The 15,198-nt window shown below is 71.0% G+C and carries 12 protein-coding genes and 2 pseudogenes; 2 read left to right on the forward strand and 12 right to left on the reverse strand.

All coding sequences use genetic code 11. The annotated features are described in order from the left end of the window. Positions 1 to 74: 74 nt before the first annotated feature. Positions 75 to 1,187: a glutamate 5-kinase gene (gene proB / locus AB4030_RS16570; RefSeq protein ID WP_442280312.1), complete on the forward strand. Its 1,113-nt coding sequence runs from the start codon at positions 75 to 77 to the stop codon at positions 1,185 to 1,187. A 121-nt stretch (positions 1,188 to 1,308) separates the two neighbouring features. Here proB and AB4030_RS16575 read toward each other — a convergent pair whose 3' ends face one another. Together AB4030_RS16575 and AB4030_RS16580 are read right to left on the reverse strand one after the other, a co-directional pair. Then, entirely contained in the window at positions 1,309 to 2,967 is a 1,659-nt protein-coding gene (locus AB4030_RS16575; RefSeq protein WP_442280313.1) for a solute symporter family protein, read from the reverse strand. After that, the gene (locus AB4030_RS16580; protein ID WP_442280399.1) at positions 2,964 to 3,251 is read right to left on the reverse strand and encodes a DUF485 domain-containing protein; all 288 of its coding nucleotides are present in this window, start codon (positions 3,249 to 3,251) and stop codon (positions 2,964 to 2,966) included. Before AB4030_RS16580 ends, AB4030_RS16575 begins: the two co-directional genes overlap by 4 nt. On the opposite strand from AB4030_RS16580, the pseudogene AB4030_RS16585 reads away from it, so the two are divergent. After that, positions 3,250 to 3,588 (forward strand): annotated as a pseudogene (locus tag AB4030_RS16585) (hypothetical protein); the annotation flags it as partial. The gene AB4030_RS16580 and the pseudogene AB4030_RS16585 sit on opposite strands and share 2 nt — an antisense overlap. A gap of 89 nt (positions 3,589 to 3,677) precedes the next feature. Here AB4030_RS16585 and AB4030_RS16590 read toward each other — a convergent pair. From AB4030_RS16590 to AB4030_RS16635, 10 genes and pseudogenes are all read right to left on the reverse strand, one after another. Beyond that, positions 3,678 to 5,156: pseudogene (locus AB4030_RS16590) on the reverse strand (sodium/solute symporter); the annotation flags it as partial. A 16-nt stretch (positions 5,157 to 5,172) separates the two neighbouring features. Next, positions 5,173 to 5,553, reverse strand: coding sequence for a hypothetical protein (locus AB4030_RS16595; RefSeq protein ID WP_442280314.1), 381 nt, complete (start codon positions 5,551 to 5,553; stop codon positions 5,173 to 5,175). Further along, the gene (locus AB4030_RS16600; protein WP_442280315.1) at positions 5,550 to 6,281 is read right to left on the reverse strand and encodes a LytR/AlgR family response regulator transcription factor; all 732 of its coding nucleotides are present in this window, start codon (positions 6,279 to 6,281) and stop codon (positions 5,550 to 5,552) included. Before AB4030_RS16600 ends, AB4030_RS16595 begins: the two co-directional genes overlap by 4 nt. A 68-nt stretch (positions 6,282 to 6,349) precedes the next feature. Continuing rightward, on the reverse strand, positions 6,350 to 7,474 hold the full coding sequence (locus AB4030_RS16605) for a sensor histidine kinase (RefSeq protein ID WP_442280316.1): 1,125 nt from the start codon (positions 7,472 to 7,474) through the stop codon (positions 6,350 to 6,352). A gap of 87 nt (positions 7,475 to 7,561) precedes the next feature. After that, positions 7,562 to 9,094 (reverse strand): GTPase ObgE, encoded by a 1,533-nt coding sequence (gene obgE / locus AB4030_RS16610; protein WP_442280317.1) that lies wholly within the window; start codon positions 9,092 to 9,094, stop codon positions 7,562 to 7,564. 130 nt (positions 9,095 to 9,224) lie between these two features. Then, positions 9,225 to 9,494, reverse strand: a complete 270-nt coding sequence (gene rpmA, locus AB4030_RS16615; protein ID WP_030200289.1) for a 50S ribosomal protein L27 — start codon at positions 9,492 to 9,494, stop codon at positions 9,225 to 9,227. Positions 9,495 to 9,533: 39 nt separating this feature from the next. Next, positions 9,534 to 9,842: a 50S ribosomal protein L21 gene (rplU, locus tag AB4030_RS16620; RefSeq protein ID WP_028785644.1), complete on the reverse strand. Its 309-nt coding sequence runs from the start codon at positions 9,840 to 9,842 to the stop codon at positions 9,534 to 9,536. Between the two features lie 125 nt (positions 9,843 to 9,967). After that, entirely contained in the window at positions 9,968 to 13,333 is a 3,366-nt protein-coding gene (locus AB4030_RS16625) for an Rne/Rng family ribonuclease (RefSeq protein WP_442280318.1), read from the reverse strand. Between the two features lie 209 nt (positions 13,334 to 13,542). Then, positions 13,543 to 14,316, reverse strand: a complete 774-nt coding sequence (locus AB4030_RS16630) for a TIGR03936 family radical SAM-associated protein (RefSeq protein ID WP_442280319.1) — start codon at positions 14,314 to 14,316, stop codon at positions 13,543 to 13,545. Positions 14,317 to 14,385: 69 nt separating this feature from the next. Then, positions 14,386 to 15,159 (reverse strand): lysophospholipid acyltransferase family protein, encoded by a 774-nt coding sequence (locus tag AB4030_RS16635; protein ID WP_442280320.1) that lies wholly within the window; start codon positions 15,157 to 15,159, stop codon positions 14,386 to 14,388. Between the last annotated feature and the right edge of the window lie 39 nt (positions 15,160 to 15,198).

A 15,198-nucleotide genomic window follows, 5' to 3' on the forward strand; every position in this document is an offset into this window, starting at 1 on the left:
AGCCGTTCGTGGCGGTCGGACGGGTCGGGTGGACGCCCCTGCGTGAGCCGCGGTCCGTCACTAGAGTTCGAGATGTGTCGCCTCACTCCGTCATCAGCACCGCCCGACGGCTCGTCGTCAAGGTCGGCTCGAGCTCCCTGACGGGCACCGACGGTGGCCTCGACCACGCCCGGCTCGTCGCCCTCGTCGATGCCCTGGCCCACCAGCACCTCGGCGGCACCCAGGTCGTCCTCGTCAGCTCGGGCGCGATCGCGGCCGGCATCCACCCCCTCGGGCTCAGCGCCCGCCCCCGCGACCTGGCGACGCAGCAGGCCGCGGCCTCCGTCGGGCAGGGCGCCCTGCTCGCCGCCTACACCCAGGCCTTCGGTGGCCACGACATCACCGTCGGCCAGGTGCTGCTCACCGCCGACGACGTGACGCGTCGGACCCACTACGCCAATGCCCGGCGCACGCTGGAGCGGCTGCTCGACCTCGGCGTCATGCCCATCGTCAACGAGAACGACACCGTCGCGACGAGCGAGATCCGCTTCGGCGACAACGACCGGCTGGCCGCCCTGGTGGCCCACCTCATCGACGCCGACGCACTCGTGCTGCTCTCCGACGTCGACGCCCTCTACGACGCGCCGCCGAACCGGCCGGGTGCGAAACGCATCCCCGTCGTGCGCGGCCCCCACGACCTCACCGACATCGAGGTCGGCGGCACCGGGTCCAAGGTCGGCACCGGCGGCATGGCGACGAAGATCGAGGCCGCCCGCATCGCCACGGCCGCCGGCGTCGTGACGTCCGTGACGGCCGCCGACAGGGTCGTGGAGGTGCTCGCGGGTCAGGACGTCGGCACCGTCTTCCTGCCCATCGGCGTCCGGGGTCGCTCGCGGCGGCTGTGGCTCGAGCACGCGACCACGGCCCGCGGACGGCTCCTCATCGACGCCGGGGCCGTCACCGCGCTCGTCCACCGGAAGAAGTCACTCCTGCCCGCCGGCATCACGGCAGTCGAGGGCACCTTCCACGACGGGGACCCCGTCGACGTCTGCGGCCCGGACGGGGCGACGGTGGCACGTGGCCTCGTCAACTACAGCTCGAACGAGCTGCCGTCGCTGCTCGGACGGTCGACGAAGGAGCTCGCCCGCGACCTCGGACCCGAGTACGAGCGCGAGGTCATCCATCGCGACGACCTCGTCGTCCTCTGACCGGCGCGACGCGTCCCGGGGTCGCGACGGCATACGCCCCTGACAGCGCCAGATCGTGACGCGCGAGTGGCCACGCATCCCGTGGGTGCGTGGCCACTCGACGGACGAGGTTCGCTTCGGGTCAGTGAGGGGTCGCCGTCTCGGCGCCGTGACCGGTGAGCGAGCGGACCTCCATCTCGGCGTACTTGGCCGCGTTGTACTCCTTGCTCGTGACCGTCCCGATGTAGCCGAGGACGAACCCGAGCGGGATCGAGACTATGCCCGGGTTGTCGAGCGGGAACCAGTGGAAGTCGACGCCCTGGAGCATCGACGGGCTCTTCTTCGTCACCGCGTCGACCGCCTTGCCCGAGACGACCGGGCTGAAGATGATCAGCGTGATGGCGCTGACGAGGCCGCCGTAGATGCTCCACAGCGCGCCCCGGGTGTTGAACCGCTTCCAGAAGAGCGAGTAGAGGATCGTCGGCAGGTTCGCGCTCGCCGCGATGGCGAAGGCGAGCGCCACGAGGAAGGCGATGTTCTGCCCCAGGGCGAAGATGCCACCGATGATGGCGATGGCGCCGAGGACGAGCGCAGCGAGCCGTGCGACCTTGACCTCCTCCTCGGGTGTGGCCTTGCCCTTCTTGACGACCGTGTTGTAGATGTCGTGCGAGAGCGACGCGCTCGCCGTGATCGTCAGGCCGGCGACGACCGCGAGGATCGTCGCGAACGCCACCGCCGAGATGATCCCCAGCAGGATCTCCCCGCCGAGCTCGAACGCGAGGAGCGGAGCCGCCGAGTTGACCCCGCCGGGTGCGTTCTTGATCTCCTTGGCGCCCACGAGCTCGGCCGCCCCGAAGCCGAGCACGAGGGTGAAGAGGTAGAAGATGCCGATGAGCCAGATGGCCCAGACGACCGAACGGCGGGCCTCGCGCGAGGTCGGCACCGTGTAGAAGCGCATGAGCACGTGCGGCAGGCCCGCCGTGCCGAGCACGAGCGCCATCGAGAGCGAGATGAAGTCGACGGGGTTCTTGTACTGCAGTCCCGGCTGGAGCAGGTCCTTGCCGCCTGCGTCCTGCGAGGCCGTCGTGGCGTCACCGAGCAGCGTCGAGAGGCTGAAGCCGAACTTGCCGAGCACCCAGACCGTCATGATCGCCGCGCCGATGATGAGCAGCACGGCCTTGATGATCTGCACCCAGGTCGTGCCCTTCATACCGCCGTAGATGACGTAGAAGATCATCAGGATGCCGACGACGACGATGACCAGCCGCTGGCCGAGCGCGCCCTCGATGCCGAGCAGGAGGGCCACGAGACCGCCGGCTCCCGCCATCTGGGCGAGCAGGTAGAAGAACGAGACGACGAGCGTCGAGATCGCTGCCGCGATGCGCACCGGGCGCTGGCGCAGTCGGAAGCTGAGCACGTCGGCCATCGTGTACTTGCCGACGTTGCGGAGCAGCTCCGCGACGAGGAGCAGGGCGACGAGCCAGGCGACGAGGAAGCCGATGGAGTAGAGGAACCCGTCGTAGCCGTTGATGGCGATGGCGCCCGCGATGCCGAGGAACGAGGCCGCCGAGAGATAGTCGCCGGCGATGGCGATGCCGTTCTGGCGACCCGTGAAGGCCCGCCCGCCGGCGTAGTACTCGGCCGCACTCCGGTTGTTGCGCGAGGCCCGGATGACGATCGCGAGGGTGACGACGACGAAGAGGGCGAAGATGCCGATGTTGATCGCCGGGTTGCCCACCGTCGTCGCAGCGGGCGCGACCTTTGGAGCGAGCGACGCGGCCGATGTGAGGAGCGCGCTCACTTCTCCCCTCCCATCTTCCGGGCGAGGGCTTCGGCCTCGGGGTCGAACACGCGGTCGGCCCAGCGGGCGTAGATCATCGTGATGGCAAAGGTGGAGACGAACTGGAGGAGCCCGAGGATCAGGCCCCACGTGATGTTGCCGGCCACCCGCGTCCCCATGAAGTCCTTGGCGAAGACGGACATCAGGACGTAGAGGAAGTACCACGCGAGGAACAGCGCGGTCAGCGGGAACACGAACTTGCGGAACTTGCTGCGCAGCTGGTCGAACTCGGGCGAGTTCTGCATGACGACGTTCGGATCGTCCACCACGCGCTCTGGAGCCTCTTTGCTCACTGGGCCACCTCCGGGCGGTTGGTCGCTGCCGGCCGCGCGGCCGGCGAGAGCAAAGGTAGGAGTTGTCGCGCGTGCCCGGCAGGGACACCGCCCCCGGCATCGCTCAGTGGCGCCGACCGCTCGCCGTGCGTGGACTCAGTCGCGACGAGCGGTCTGCTCGGAGCGACGAGCGGTCACGTCCGTGCTGGCGTATGCCGCGTGCTGCGCTCCGCCGACCGCGCCCTCCGTCGTGGTTGCCGTCGGGGCTGTCGTCGGGGCTGTTGTCGGGGCTGTCGTCGGGGCTGTCGTCGGGGCCGTCGTCGGGGCCGTCGTCGGGGCCGTCGATGGGCGACGGTCCCATCGTTCGGGGTGGAACGATCCCCGGTTGAGGTCGATGTGCTCGGGCGCGTGCAACCGCACCATGGTCCGCGCGACGTGCTCGGGGGCGCTCGCGCGGGTGGCGACCGACACGAGCACCATCGTCGCGAACGACAGCGGGACGCTGACGGCCGCCGGTTGCGTCATGACGACGCCGAACCAGCCGCCGGTAGCGATGCCGAACGTCGTCGCCACGACGGCCCCCATCGCCAGGCCACCGCCCACGACGATGCCGGCGATCGCACCCCGCGCCGTGAGGCCTCGCCACCAGATGCCGAGCAGCAGCATCGGGCAGAACGTCGAGGCCGCCACGGCGAACGTCAGCTCCACTGCATGGGCCACAGGCACGCCCGCCGACACGACCGTGAGGACCAGCGAGACCGCGACGACGACGACCGTCGAGAGCCGGAAGGTGCGGATGCCCTGCCGGTGCCCGGCTCCCCAGCGCACGAGGTCCTGGCTCACGACGCCGGCCACCGAGACCACGAGCCCGGTCGACGTCGACAGGAACGCCGCGAAGGCGCCGGCGGCGAGCAGCGCCGTAAGGCCCTCGGCGAGCGGGCCGTCGAAGAGGCGGCTCGGCAGCTCGAGCACGACCGAGTCGGCGCGGCCCGCGGCGACGAGGTCCGAGGCGACGTAGCGACCGATGACGCCGTAGGCGACGGGCAGCAGGTAGAAGGCCGACAGCAGGACGAGGACCGCCAGTGTCGCTCGCCGTGCGGCTCGGCCGTCCCGGTTGGTGTAGAAGCGCACGACGACATGAGGCAGGCCCATCGTGCCGAAGAAGGTGGCCAGCACGAGCGAGTAGGTCAGGTAGAGCGCATGGTCACCGCGCAGCGGCTCGACCCAGTCGGCGACGAGGACGGCGCCGACGTCGGGGTCCGCACTCCGGTCCCCGAGCGCCCCGAGGAGGAAGAAGAGCGGCGTCAGCAGGGCCAGCAGCTTGAGCCAGTAGTGGAAGGCCTGCACGAGGGTGACGCTCCGCATGCCACCGGGAAGGACGTTGAGGCACACGACGACCGCGACGGCCAGCTGACCCACCCACGACGGGGCCCCGGTGAGGGTGCGCAGGGTCAGGCCGGCACCCTGGAACTGCGGGATGAGGTAGAGCAGGCCGATCGCGACCACGAGCAGGCTCGAGACTCGCCGTGCCCCGGCGGACTCGAGCCGCAGCTGGGCGAAGTCGGGCAGCGTGTAGGCGCCCGACCGCCGGAGCGGCGCAGCGACGAACACGAGCAGCAGAAGGTAGCCCGCGGTCCAGCCGACGGGCAGCCACAGCATGTCCACACCGCGGGCCAGGATGAGACCCGCGACCCCGAGGAACGATGCGGCAGAGAGGTACTCGCCGCTGATGGCCGACGCATTGAGCACCGGGCTCACCCCGCGCGATGCGACGTAGAAGTCGCTCATCGTGCGCGAGAGCCGCAACCCGAAGGCGCCGACGGCGAGCGATGCGAGGGACACCAGGATGACGGCGACGATGCTGGCCGTGTTGCTCACCGGTCGCGCACCCCGCTCACCTGCCGTCGAGAAGGTCGCTGAAGTCGTCCTCGTTGCGCTCGGACTGGCGCACGTAGAACCAGCCCAGGGCGATGATCTCCGTGAAGGCGACGGCGGTGAGCAGGACCCAGGGCAGCGGAACCCCGCCGACGTCGACGTCGGCGATGCCGGGGACGGCCCGGAAGAGCAGCGGCAGCAGCCCGAGCGTCGCGGCCAGGACGAGCAGGACCGCGAGGGCCAGACGGAGCTGGCTGCGCATGAGCGAGGTGATGTAGACCTCCCCGAGGCGTGTCTGCTCGTCGATCTCGGAGGCGATCGAGACGTTCCGGGTGCGCGCGGCGGACGTGCGGGGGCTCGTGACCCGGACCCGGGCGCGAGGCGGGTCCTGGGGTCTCATGAGCCACCGCGTCCGAGTGGTTGGGCACGTCGGACGAGGAGGTCGCGGAGCGCGCGGGTGTGACGGCGGCTCACGACGAGCTCGTGTCCGCCGACGACGACCGTCGTGCGTCCGCTCTCGGTGCGCCACTCGGTGATGTGGCCCAGCGCGACGAGCGAGGACCGGTGGATGCGCACGAACCCCGCGTCGTGCCACTGGTCGGCGAGCGCGGTGAGCGGGACGCGCACGAGGTGGCTCTCGGTGGCCGTGTGGAGACGGGCGTAGTCACCCTGCGCCTCGACGAAGAGCACGTCGGAACGCGGCACGAGCCGGCTCACCCCCGCCAGCTCGACGACGATGCTCTCGTCGGCCGGCGACGCAGCGGGCTCTCGGCCGTGGACCTGGCGCACGACGCGGCGCACGGCCTGGTCGAGCCGCTCGTCCCGCACGGGCTTGAGGACGTAGTCGACGACGTTGAGCTCGAAGGCGTCGACGGCGTGCTGCTCGTGCGCCGTGACGAAGACGACCGGTGGCTGCGTGGTGAACCGCGACAGCACGCGCGCGAGGTCGAGGCCGTTGAGGCCCGGCATCTGCACGTCCATGAAGATCGCGTCGACCTGCTCGTCGTGGAGCACCCGCAGGGCCGCCTCCCCCGACCGGACCGGCACGACCTGTCTGACGCAATCGTGCCGACCGAGCATCCAGGCCAGCTCGTCGAGAGCCGGAGCCTCATCGTCGACGGCGAGCACTCGCAGCAGTGGTGATTCGGTCGTGGCAGCCGAATCACCATGCGTCTCATGGCTGCTCGCGGAGCCGCTCACACGTGAACCCCCGGCCGGAACTTGGGCAACCGCACGATGACCTTCGTGCCGGCGCCGGGGGCGGTCTCCACGACGAGGCCGTAGTCGTCGCCGAAGGCCGTGCGCAGCCGCTCGTCGACGTTGGCCAGTCCCACCGACTCGCTGCTCGGGTCACCGGCCAGCACGCGCCGAACGCGTTCGGGGTGCTCCCCCACGCCGTTGTCCTCGATCGTCACGAGGCACTCGTGCTCGGCGTCCTGCGCCAGGATGCTGATCTCGCCCTGCCCCTCGCGGCCCTCGATGCCGTGCTGGACGGCATTCTCGACGAGCGGCTGGAGGCACAGGAACGGCACGACGACCGGAAGCACTTCCGGGGCCACCCGCACGGTCACGGTGAGGCGGTCGCCGAAGCGCGCCTTCTCGATGACGAGATAGGCCTCGATGGACCGCAGCTCCTCGGCGAGCGTCGTGAACTCGCCGTGCCGCCGGAAGGAGTAGCGCGTGAACTCGGCGAGGTCGAGGAGCAGCTCGCGCGCCCGTTCGGGGTCGGTGCGGGTGAAGGACGCGATCGCCGTCAGCGAGTTGTAGATGAAGTGCGGGCTGATCTGCGCGCGCAGGGCCCGGACCTCGGCTTCCATGAGGCGGGTCCGCGAGGCGTCGAGCTCGGCGAGATCGAGCTGTCCGGAGACCCAGCGAGCGACCTCGTTCGTGGCCCGGACGAGTCCCGCCGAGGCGCGGCCCGTGAAGACCTGCAAGGTGCCGACGACCTTCTCGTCCACGTCGAGCGGCGCGACGATGGCCTGGCGCACCACGCACGACGGCTCAGCGCAGGCCACGTCGGCGCCGTCGACGACGGTCGTGCGTCCGTGGGCGAGGGTGCCGGCCGAGATCACGGCCGGTTGGTGGGCGTGGTGCGAACGACCACCGTCCCAGGCGAGCAGACCGGTGGTGTCGGTCATCGCCACGGCGGTCGCTCCGAGGAGCGATCGCAGGTGCTTGAGGGACTTCTCGGCAGCGGCCGGCGTCAGGCCCATCCGCAGCGGCGGCGAGGCGAGCAGGGCGGTGTGCAGGGTGCGGTAGGTCGCGCGGTCGGCCTCGGTGCCGAGATGACCGCGACGCAGCAGCGCGCCCCACGAGCTCATGCCGACACCCTATGCGCCGACACCTGCCCGGACCCCAGGTCGATGTATTCGCGCGTCACCGGGGCCGCGCAGATACAACCCGGGAAGTCAGGCCTTCTGGTCGTCGTCCTCGTCGGCGGCGACGTGCCACAGGCCGGAGCGGCGCTCGGCGTCGAGCTCCTCCTGCGTCGCAGCCCGAGCCGCGTAGCGGTCCTTCTGCGCCTCTCGCTTCTCGTCACGGGTCGGGCGCGAGGACTCGGACAGGCGCAGGTCGGTGCCGCGTGAGCCGAGCAGCTCCGCTCCGGCCTGCAGCGTGGGCTCCCAGTCGAAGACGACCGCGTCGTCGGTGGCACCGATGACGACGGTGTCTCCGGCGACCGCGCCGACCTTGTAGAGCTCTTCCTCGACACCGAGCCGGCCGAGCCGGTCCGCGAGGTAGCCGACGGCCTCGTCGTTGCTGAAGTCGGTCTGGCGCACCCAGCGCACGGGGCGCGCTCCGGTGACGCGGAAGAAGACGCCGTCGGGACCGTTCTCCTTGGTCACCGTGAAGCCCTGGTCGTCGACGGACCGCGGTCGCAGGACGACCCGCTTGGGCACGGCCTCGCCGATCTCCTTGCGGGCGGCGTCGACGTGGCGGGCCATAGCGAAGCTCAGCTCGCGCAGGCCCTCGTGCGCCACGGCGGAGACGATGAAGACCTCGATGCCCCGGGCCTCGAGGTCGGGCTTGACCATCTCGGCCAGCTCGCGGGCCTCGGGGACGTCGGCCTTGTTGAGCACGACGATGCGGGTGCGCTCGGAGAGCGGGCGACCGCCGAGGTCGGCGTCGGGGACGTAGAGCGAGAGCTCGTTCTCGATGACGTCGAGGTCGCTCATCGGGTCACGACCCGGCTCGAGGGTCGCGCAGTCGATGACGTGGACGAGCACCGAGCAGCGCTCGACGTGGCGCAGGAACTCGAGTCCCAGGCCCTTGCCCTCGTGGGCGCCAGGGATGAGCCCGGGCACGTCGGCGACGGTGAAGCGGCTCGACCCCGCGGTCACGACACCGAGGTTGGGCACGAGCGTCGTGAAGGGGTAGTCGGCGATCTTCGGCTTGGCCGCGGACAGCACCGAGACGAGCGAGGACTTGCCCGCGCTCGGGAAGCCGATGAGGGCCACGTCGGCGAGCGACTTCAGCTCGAGCACGACGTCGACGTCCTCGCCGGGCTCGCCGAGGAGGGCGAAGCCGGGCGCCTTGCGGCGGGCGCTCGAGAGGGCCTTGTTGCCGAGGCCGCCTCGGCCACCAGCGGCGATCACGTGCTCGGTGCCCATGCCGACGAGGTCGACGATGATCTGCCCCGAGGCGTCCTTGACGACGGTGCCCTCCGGAACCGCCAGCACGAGGTCGTCACCGTCGGCGCCGTTGCGCTCGTCACCGGCACCGGGTGCGCCGTTGCCGGCCTTGCGGTGCGGGTGGCGGTGGTAGTCGAGCAGCGTCGTCGACGACGGGTCGACGCGCAGGATGACCGAGCCTCCCCGCCCCCCGTTGCCACCGTCGGGTCCGCCGAGCGGCTTGAACTTCTCGCGCTTGACGGAGGCGACACCGTGCCCGCCCGCCCCGGCGCTGAGATGCAGCACCACGCGGTCGACGAAGGTCACTGCCATGGGAGGTCACTCTTCCAGATCAGGGTGGGCGGACGGCATACACAGATCGCGAATGCCGTGTCGCCCGGAAAGGCGGAAGGGCGGGCCGCACGGGCCCGCCCTTCCGGTGAATCAGTGGTGATCACGTCGATCACTCAGCGGCAGCGGTCTCCGGCTGCTCGATGTTGACGGTCTTGCGGCCGCGCTTGGTGCCGAACTTGACGGCGCCGGCGACGAGGGCGAACAGCGTGTCGTCGCCACCGCGACCCACACCCTCACCCGGGTGGAAGTGCGTGCCGCGCTGACGGACGAGGATCTCGCCCGCGTTGACCTTCTGGCCACCGAAACGCTTGACGCCGAGGAACTGTGCGTTCGAGTCGCGACCGTTGCGGGTCGAGGACGCACCCTTCTTGTGTGCCATGTCAGTCCTTCTCTCGTGAGTCTCTGGGTTCCGGGCAGATCACGCGTTGATGGCGGTGATCTTGACCTGGGTCAGCGGCTGACGGTGGCCCTGACGCTTGCGGTAGCCGGTCTTGTTCTTGTACTTCATGATGACGATCTTGGGGCCCTTGGCGGCCTTGACGACCTCGGCCTTCACCGACACCTTCGACAGCTTGTCGGCGTCGGACGTGACGGTCGTGCCGTCCACGAGGAGCAGCGGCGTGAGCTCGATGGCATCGCCGGGCTGACCCGTCACCTTGTCGACGAGCAGGACATCGCCCACCGACACCTTCTCCTGGCGACCGCCAGCGCGAACAATCGCGTACACAGTGAAACTCACTCTCTCATCAAGGGGTGGTATCGCCACTTTCGGCACCGGCCCGTCAACACGGGCCCGGTGGGCGCACCAAGGACAGAGATTACCGGCTGGAAGCGCCCAGCTCCAAACCGAGGTCAGGCGCCGTCGGCGGGACCGGACTCGCTGCTGGCGCGGGGCGGGCCTGCCGGGGCGACGACCCGTCCACGACGGCGGCGCCCCCGGGCGGCGGGCTGCACCGTCGGATCGACCGGGGACGTCCCGGTGGTGTCGGTGGTCCCAGTGGTCTCGACGGTCGACTCGGGCTGCGCCGCAGCGACTGCGGGTCCCGAGCCCTGGGTGCCGTCTGTGCCGGCGGTGCCGCCGGTGCCATCGGTCGCGTCCGTGACGTCGGACTCGAGCTCCACGTGCACGCCCCCAGCGGTGGCCTGCCTGTTCGCGCGGTCCCCGTCATGGGCGTCGTCACCGGACCAGGGCCCGTTGTCCTCGGGGAAGCCGTGGCCGACGCTGACCTCGCTGCGGGCCTCGCCGTGGACCTCGCCGTTGACCTCGGCGATGGCCTCGGCCGCCGCCTCGCCAGCGGGCTGGCCGGACGCGCTCTTGAGTGCGGCCGCGTGGGCCGCCGCGGCGATCTGTGCCGCGGTCGGGCCGTTGCTCTTCGACTCCGCGTGGGAGGGCTGCTGGCCGGACTGCTGGCCGGACTGCTGGCCGGACTGCTGGCCACCGGCGCCGTTCCCGTTCTGGGCACCGCCGCCCTGGCCGGAGCCCTGGCCCCGGCCGCGACGACGGCTGTTGCCGCCGGAGTCGCCCTGGCTCTGCTCCTGCGGGTGCGCGCCCTTGTCGACGGGGTCGGTGTGGATGATGAAACCGCGTCCGTTGCAGTGGTCGCAGGTCTCCGAGAAGACCTCGATGAGTCCCGAGCCCACGCGCTTGCGGGTCATCTGGACCAGGCCCAGCGAGGTGACCTCGGCGACCTGGTGCTTGGTCCGGTCGCGGCCGAGGCACTCGAGCAGGCGGCGCACGACGAGCTCGCGGTTGCTCTCGAGCACCATGTCGATGAAGTCGATGACGATGATGCCGCCGATGTCGCGCAGCCGGAGCTGCCGCACGATCTCCTCGGCCGCCTCGATGTTGTTCTTCGTCACCGTCTCCTCGAGGTTGCCGCCCGAGCCCACGAACTTGCCGGTGTTGACGTCGACGACGGTCATCGCCTCGGTGCGGTCGATGACGAGGGAGCCGCCGCTCGGCAGCCAGACCTTGCGGTCCATCGCCTTGGAGAGCTGCTCGTCGACCCGGTGGTGGGTGAAGAGGTCCTCCTCGGCCGTCCACTTGCTGACTCGGTCGGCGAGGTCGGGGGCAACCGAGCTGATGTAGGGGTGGATCTCGTTCCACGCCTGGTCCCCGGCGACGACGAGCTGCTTGAAGTCCTCGTTGAAGACGTCGCGGATGACACGGACCGTGAGGTCGGGCTCACCGTGCAGGAGCATGGGGGCCTGCCCGCCCGTCGCCGAGCCGGCCGCACCGTTCTTCTTCTTGCCCTTGCTCTTGCCCGCCCGTGGGCTGGAGGCCTCCTCGGCCTTGGCCTGGATGTCCTCCCACGTCCGGGTGAGGCGCTCGACGTCGGCGCGCAGCTCCTCCTCGCTCGCCCCCTCCGCGGCGGTGCGGACGATGACGCCGGCGGAGTCCGGCACGACGTCGCGCAGGATCTTCTTGAGGCGGGCGCGCTCGGTGTCGGGCAGCTTGCGGCTGATGCCCGTCATCGAGCTGTTGGGAACGTAGACGAGGTACCGGCCCGGCAAAGAGATCTGCGAGGTGAGACGCGCACCCTTGTGGCCGATCGGGTCCTTCGTCACCTGGACGAGCACGGTCTGACCGGAGCCGAGGGCGTTCTCGATGCGCTTGGGCTGGTTGGCCTCGAGGCCGGCGGCGTCCCAGTTGACCTCACCGGCGTAGAGCACGGCGTTGCGGCCCTTGCCGATGTCGACGAAGGCGGCCTCCATCGAGGGCAGGACGTTCTGGACCCGACCGAGGTAGATGTTGCCGGCCATCGAGACGTTCGTGGCCTGGTCGATGTAGTGCTCGACGAGGACCCCGTCCTCGAGGACGCCCATCTGGGTGCGCCCGTCCTTGTTGCGCACGACCATGACCCGGTCGACGGCCTCGCGGCGGGCGAGGAACTCGGCCTCGGTGATGATCGTGCGACGCCGGCCGGCCTCGCGACCCTCACGACGGCGCTGCTTCTTCGCCTCGAGACGGGTCGACCCCTTGACGGCGACCGGCTCGTCGCTCTGGGTGCGCGGCTGACGCACGCGGGTCGACACGTTGGGGGTGTCGTCGCCGGCCTCGGCGGCGGAGCCGGCGCGGCGGCGCCGACGGCGACGACGGCTCGAGCCACCCTCGTCGTCGGCCTCACCCTCGGAGTCGGCGTCGATCTCCGCGTCGCGGTCGGCCTCCGCCTCGGCCACCGTCTCGGCGGACCCTCGGCGTGCCCCACGCGAACCTCGGGAGTCGTCGGTGTCTGCCTGCTGGTCCTGGGTCTCGTCCTCGTCGTTGCCGCGCCCACGGCGGCCCTTGCCGCCACGGCGGCGGCGCGAGCGGCGCGGGCTGCCCTCATCGTCGGACTGGGCGTCGGGCTGCTCGTCCGTCTCGGACAGGTCCTCGTCGGTGGCGACGGGCTCCTCGACGTCCTCTGCCGGCTCCTCGACCTCAGGCGGCGGCGTGCCCCGGCGGCGACGGGTCGGCACGGCCTGGCTCGCGTCGGGCGCCTGGAACAGCACGCTGAAGCTGGGGACCGCAGCGGTCGGGCGGTCGTCGTCCGAGTCGGAGATGCCGACGGTGGGCAGCTCCTCGGCCTCCTCGAGCGCCTCGACGTCGATGACGGCGGTGCGGTCGACGGTCGCGGCCACGGACCCAGCGGCGGGGTCCTGCTCCGGCTCGGTGGCGACCTCGTCGTCGCCGGTCAGCGCCCCGGCCACGAGCTCCTCGACGGCGGCGCTGGCCCGGTCGGCCTTCGTGGTGCGCGATCCGCGCTTCGCGGCCCGTGGGGCCGCGGGCGAGTCCCCGGAGTCGACCTTCTTGCGGGTGGCCCGCTTGCGGGCCGGACGCTTCGTCTCGGAGGCCTCAGCGGCGCCGGCATCGTTGGTAACGGCCTCGTTGGTGACGGCCTCGTTGGTGACGGCCTCGTTGGTGACGGCCTGGACCTCGGCGGCCCCGGTGGTGGCGCCGGACGTGTCACGCGAGTCGCCGGCGGAGACGGGTGCCGCGGCTGCTTCCTCGTGCGCGGAGGACACCTCGGCAGCGGCGGCGGGCTCGATGGTGGTGGCCTTCTTCGTCGAGCGACGCGGAGCGCGACGGCGCGGGGCGGGCGCGCTCGCAGCCGTAGGGGCGTCCGCGGTGGGGGCCTGGGCGTCCTGCCCGGCACTCCCGTCATGACCGTGCTCGGCGTCGTGCTCGGCGGGGAACAGCGTCGCGTCGGCGCCGGAGGTGGTGTCGTTGGGTGCCATCAGGCAGCCTCCCGTCAGGTGCGGTGTGACCCACACCCGGCCGGAGCCGCCGACACCGCACGAGTGCGGTTGCAGTCGTCGCGCCGCGTGTGCGACGGAACGGAAGTCGTCTCGCTACACCCGAAAACGGTTCGCGCTGGGCGCGGCCCCGTGATCGAATGCCGTCGGCGTTCTGGTCGGCAACCCTGTCGTCGTCATGACCTGGCAGGTCATTCCAGCGGGTCGGTCACCCTCACGTTTACGGTGTCGAGCGGTCCCTGCGCCAGTCGCGTCACCAGTGGGGGGCGCGGAGGCTGCAGGTCGGCGATCTCACGCAGCGCGGTCAGAATGTCGTCGGGGCGTACAGCCGGTGTGGTGTGCCGTACGACCATGCGAAGTATCGCACAGTCGGCCCCGACTTCGTGAGTCGTGACCGTGTCGGTGAGCGCGTCGCTCGGCGCGAGCACGCGGGCAGAGACGATCGAGCCACGCACGTCGAAGGTGCGCGGACCCGACTTCGTCAGCCGGGTCACCTCGGCCGTGTCGCGCGCCAGCAGGGCCGCCACGGCCGCGTCGAGGACCTCCAGCGGCACGCCGGCGAACTCGAGCAGCCAGTCGCTGGCCTCGAGGCGGTCGGCGAGCGCCCCCGGCGGCGCCTCGACGACCTGGAGGATGTCGATCCCCCGGGGCAGAGCCTCATCGAGAGCGACACGCACGGAGTCGGGCTCGACGCGCTGGGTCACCGAGATCTCGAAGTACTCCGCCTCGCTGCCCGTGCCGGTGGCGGCCGCATTGGCATAGCTGATCTTCGGGTGCGGGTGGAAGCCTGCAGAGAAGGCCATCGGCACGTCCGCCCGCCGCAGCGCCCGCTCGAGCGCGCGCTGGAAGTCGCGGCTCGAGGTGAACCTCAGCCGCCCCCGCTTCGTGTATCGGATCCGGAGCTTCTGGACCGCGGGATCCGGTGCCGGACCCTCGGGGACGCGCTGACGTGCCTGACGAGCCATGCCCGGAAGGCTAGCCCGTGGGGGCTCGCGGCCCCAGCCGGGCCGCAGCCCGACGCAGCGTCGGCGAGGTCAGTCGGTGGAGAAGCCTCGTCGCTCGTCGGCGCGGCGCTGCCGCTCGGCGGTGTCGGCCTCGTCGAGCCGGGTCGCCTCCGCGAGGGTCGGGGCCGTGCCGCCCAGACTGGCCGGGAGGTACTTGAGGTCGGGGCCGGTGAGCGGCTCGTAGGCCGCTCTCGCGACGTCGAGCAGGTCGGCCATCACCGCCTTGTACTGCCCGGTGACCGCCTCGGGGTCGGCGTCGGGCGCGACGGGGATCGGCTCACCCACGTTGATGAGGATCGGCACGTTCGTGCGCCCGAGACGCTTGGGGTGACCCTTCGTCCAGACCCGCTGGGAGCCCCAGATCACGACGGGCAGGATCGGCACGCCCGCCTCGATCGCCATCCGCGCCGCGCCGGTCTTGAAGTCCTTCAGCTCGAAGGAGCGGGAGATCGTCGCCTCGGGGAAGACCCCGACGATCTCGCCGGCCCGCAGCGCCGCGACCGCGGCGGCATACGACGCCGCGCCGGCGGTGCGGTCGACGGGGATGTGGTGCATGCCGCGCATGAGCGGGCCGCTCACCGGGTGGGAGAAGACGCCGTCCTTGGCCATGAAGCGCACGAGCCGGTCGGACTTCTGGGCGGCGAGGCCGGCGTAGGCGAAGTCGAAGTAGCCGGTGTGGTTGATGGTCATCACCGCTCCCCCGGTGCGCGGCACGTTGTCGTCGCCGAGGATGGTGAACTTCAGTCCCTGCATCGCGAAGACCCCACGGGCGACACCGATGACGGACGAGTAGACGGGCTCCATGGGGGACACTCTGCCCTGCGTCGCCACGCTTCGGCACGC

The organism is Terrabacter sp. 2YAF2 (assembly GCF_052114705.1).
GTDB lineage: Bacteria > Actinomycetota > Actinomycetes > Actinomycetales > Dermatophilaceae > Terrabacter.

Excerpts from the sequence above, each read along its gene's own strand:
- AB4030_RS16580 (WP_442280399.1), bottom strand. The coding sequence starts at position 3,251 with ATGCAGAACTCGCCCGAGTTCGACCAGCTGCGCAGCAAGTTCCGCAAG.
- AB4030_RS16595 (WP_442280314.1), bottom strand. The coding sequence starts at position 5,553 with ATGAGACCCCAGGACCCGCCTCGCGCCCGGGTCCGGGTCACGAGCCCC.
- AB4030_RS16605 (WP_442280316.1), bottom strand. The coding sequence starts at position 7,474 with ATGAGCTCGTGGGGCGCGCTGCTGCGTCGCGGTCATCTCGGCACCGAG.
- obgE (WP_442280317.1), bottom strand. The coding sequence starts at position 9,094 with ATGGCAGTGACCTTCGTCGACCGCGTGGTGCTGCATCTCAGCGCCGGG.
- rpmA (WP_030200289.1), bottom strand. The coding sequence starts at position 9,494 with ATGGCACACAAGAAGGGTGCGTCCTCGACCCGCAACGGTCGCGACTCG.
- AB4030_RS16625 (WP_442280318.1), bottom strand. The coding sequence starts at position 13,333 with ATGGCACCCAACGACACCACCTCCGGCGCCGACGCGACGCTGTTCCCC.
- AB4030_RS16630 (WP_442280319.1), bottom strand. The coding sequence starts at position 14,316 with ATGGCTCGTCAGGCACGTCAGCGCGTCCCCGAGGGTCCGGCACCGGAT.
- AB4030_RS16635 (WP_442280320.1), bottom strand. The coding sequence starts at position 15,159 with ATGGAGCCCGTCTACTCGTCCGTCATCGGTGTCGCCCGTGGGGTCTTC.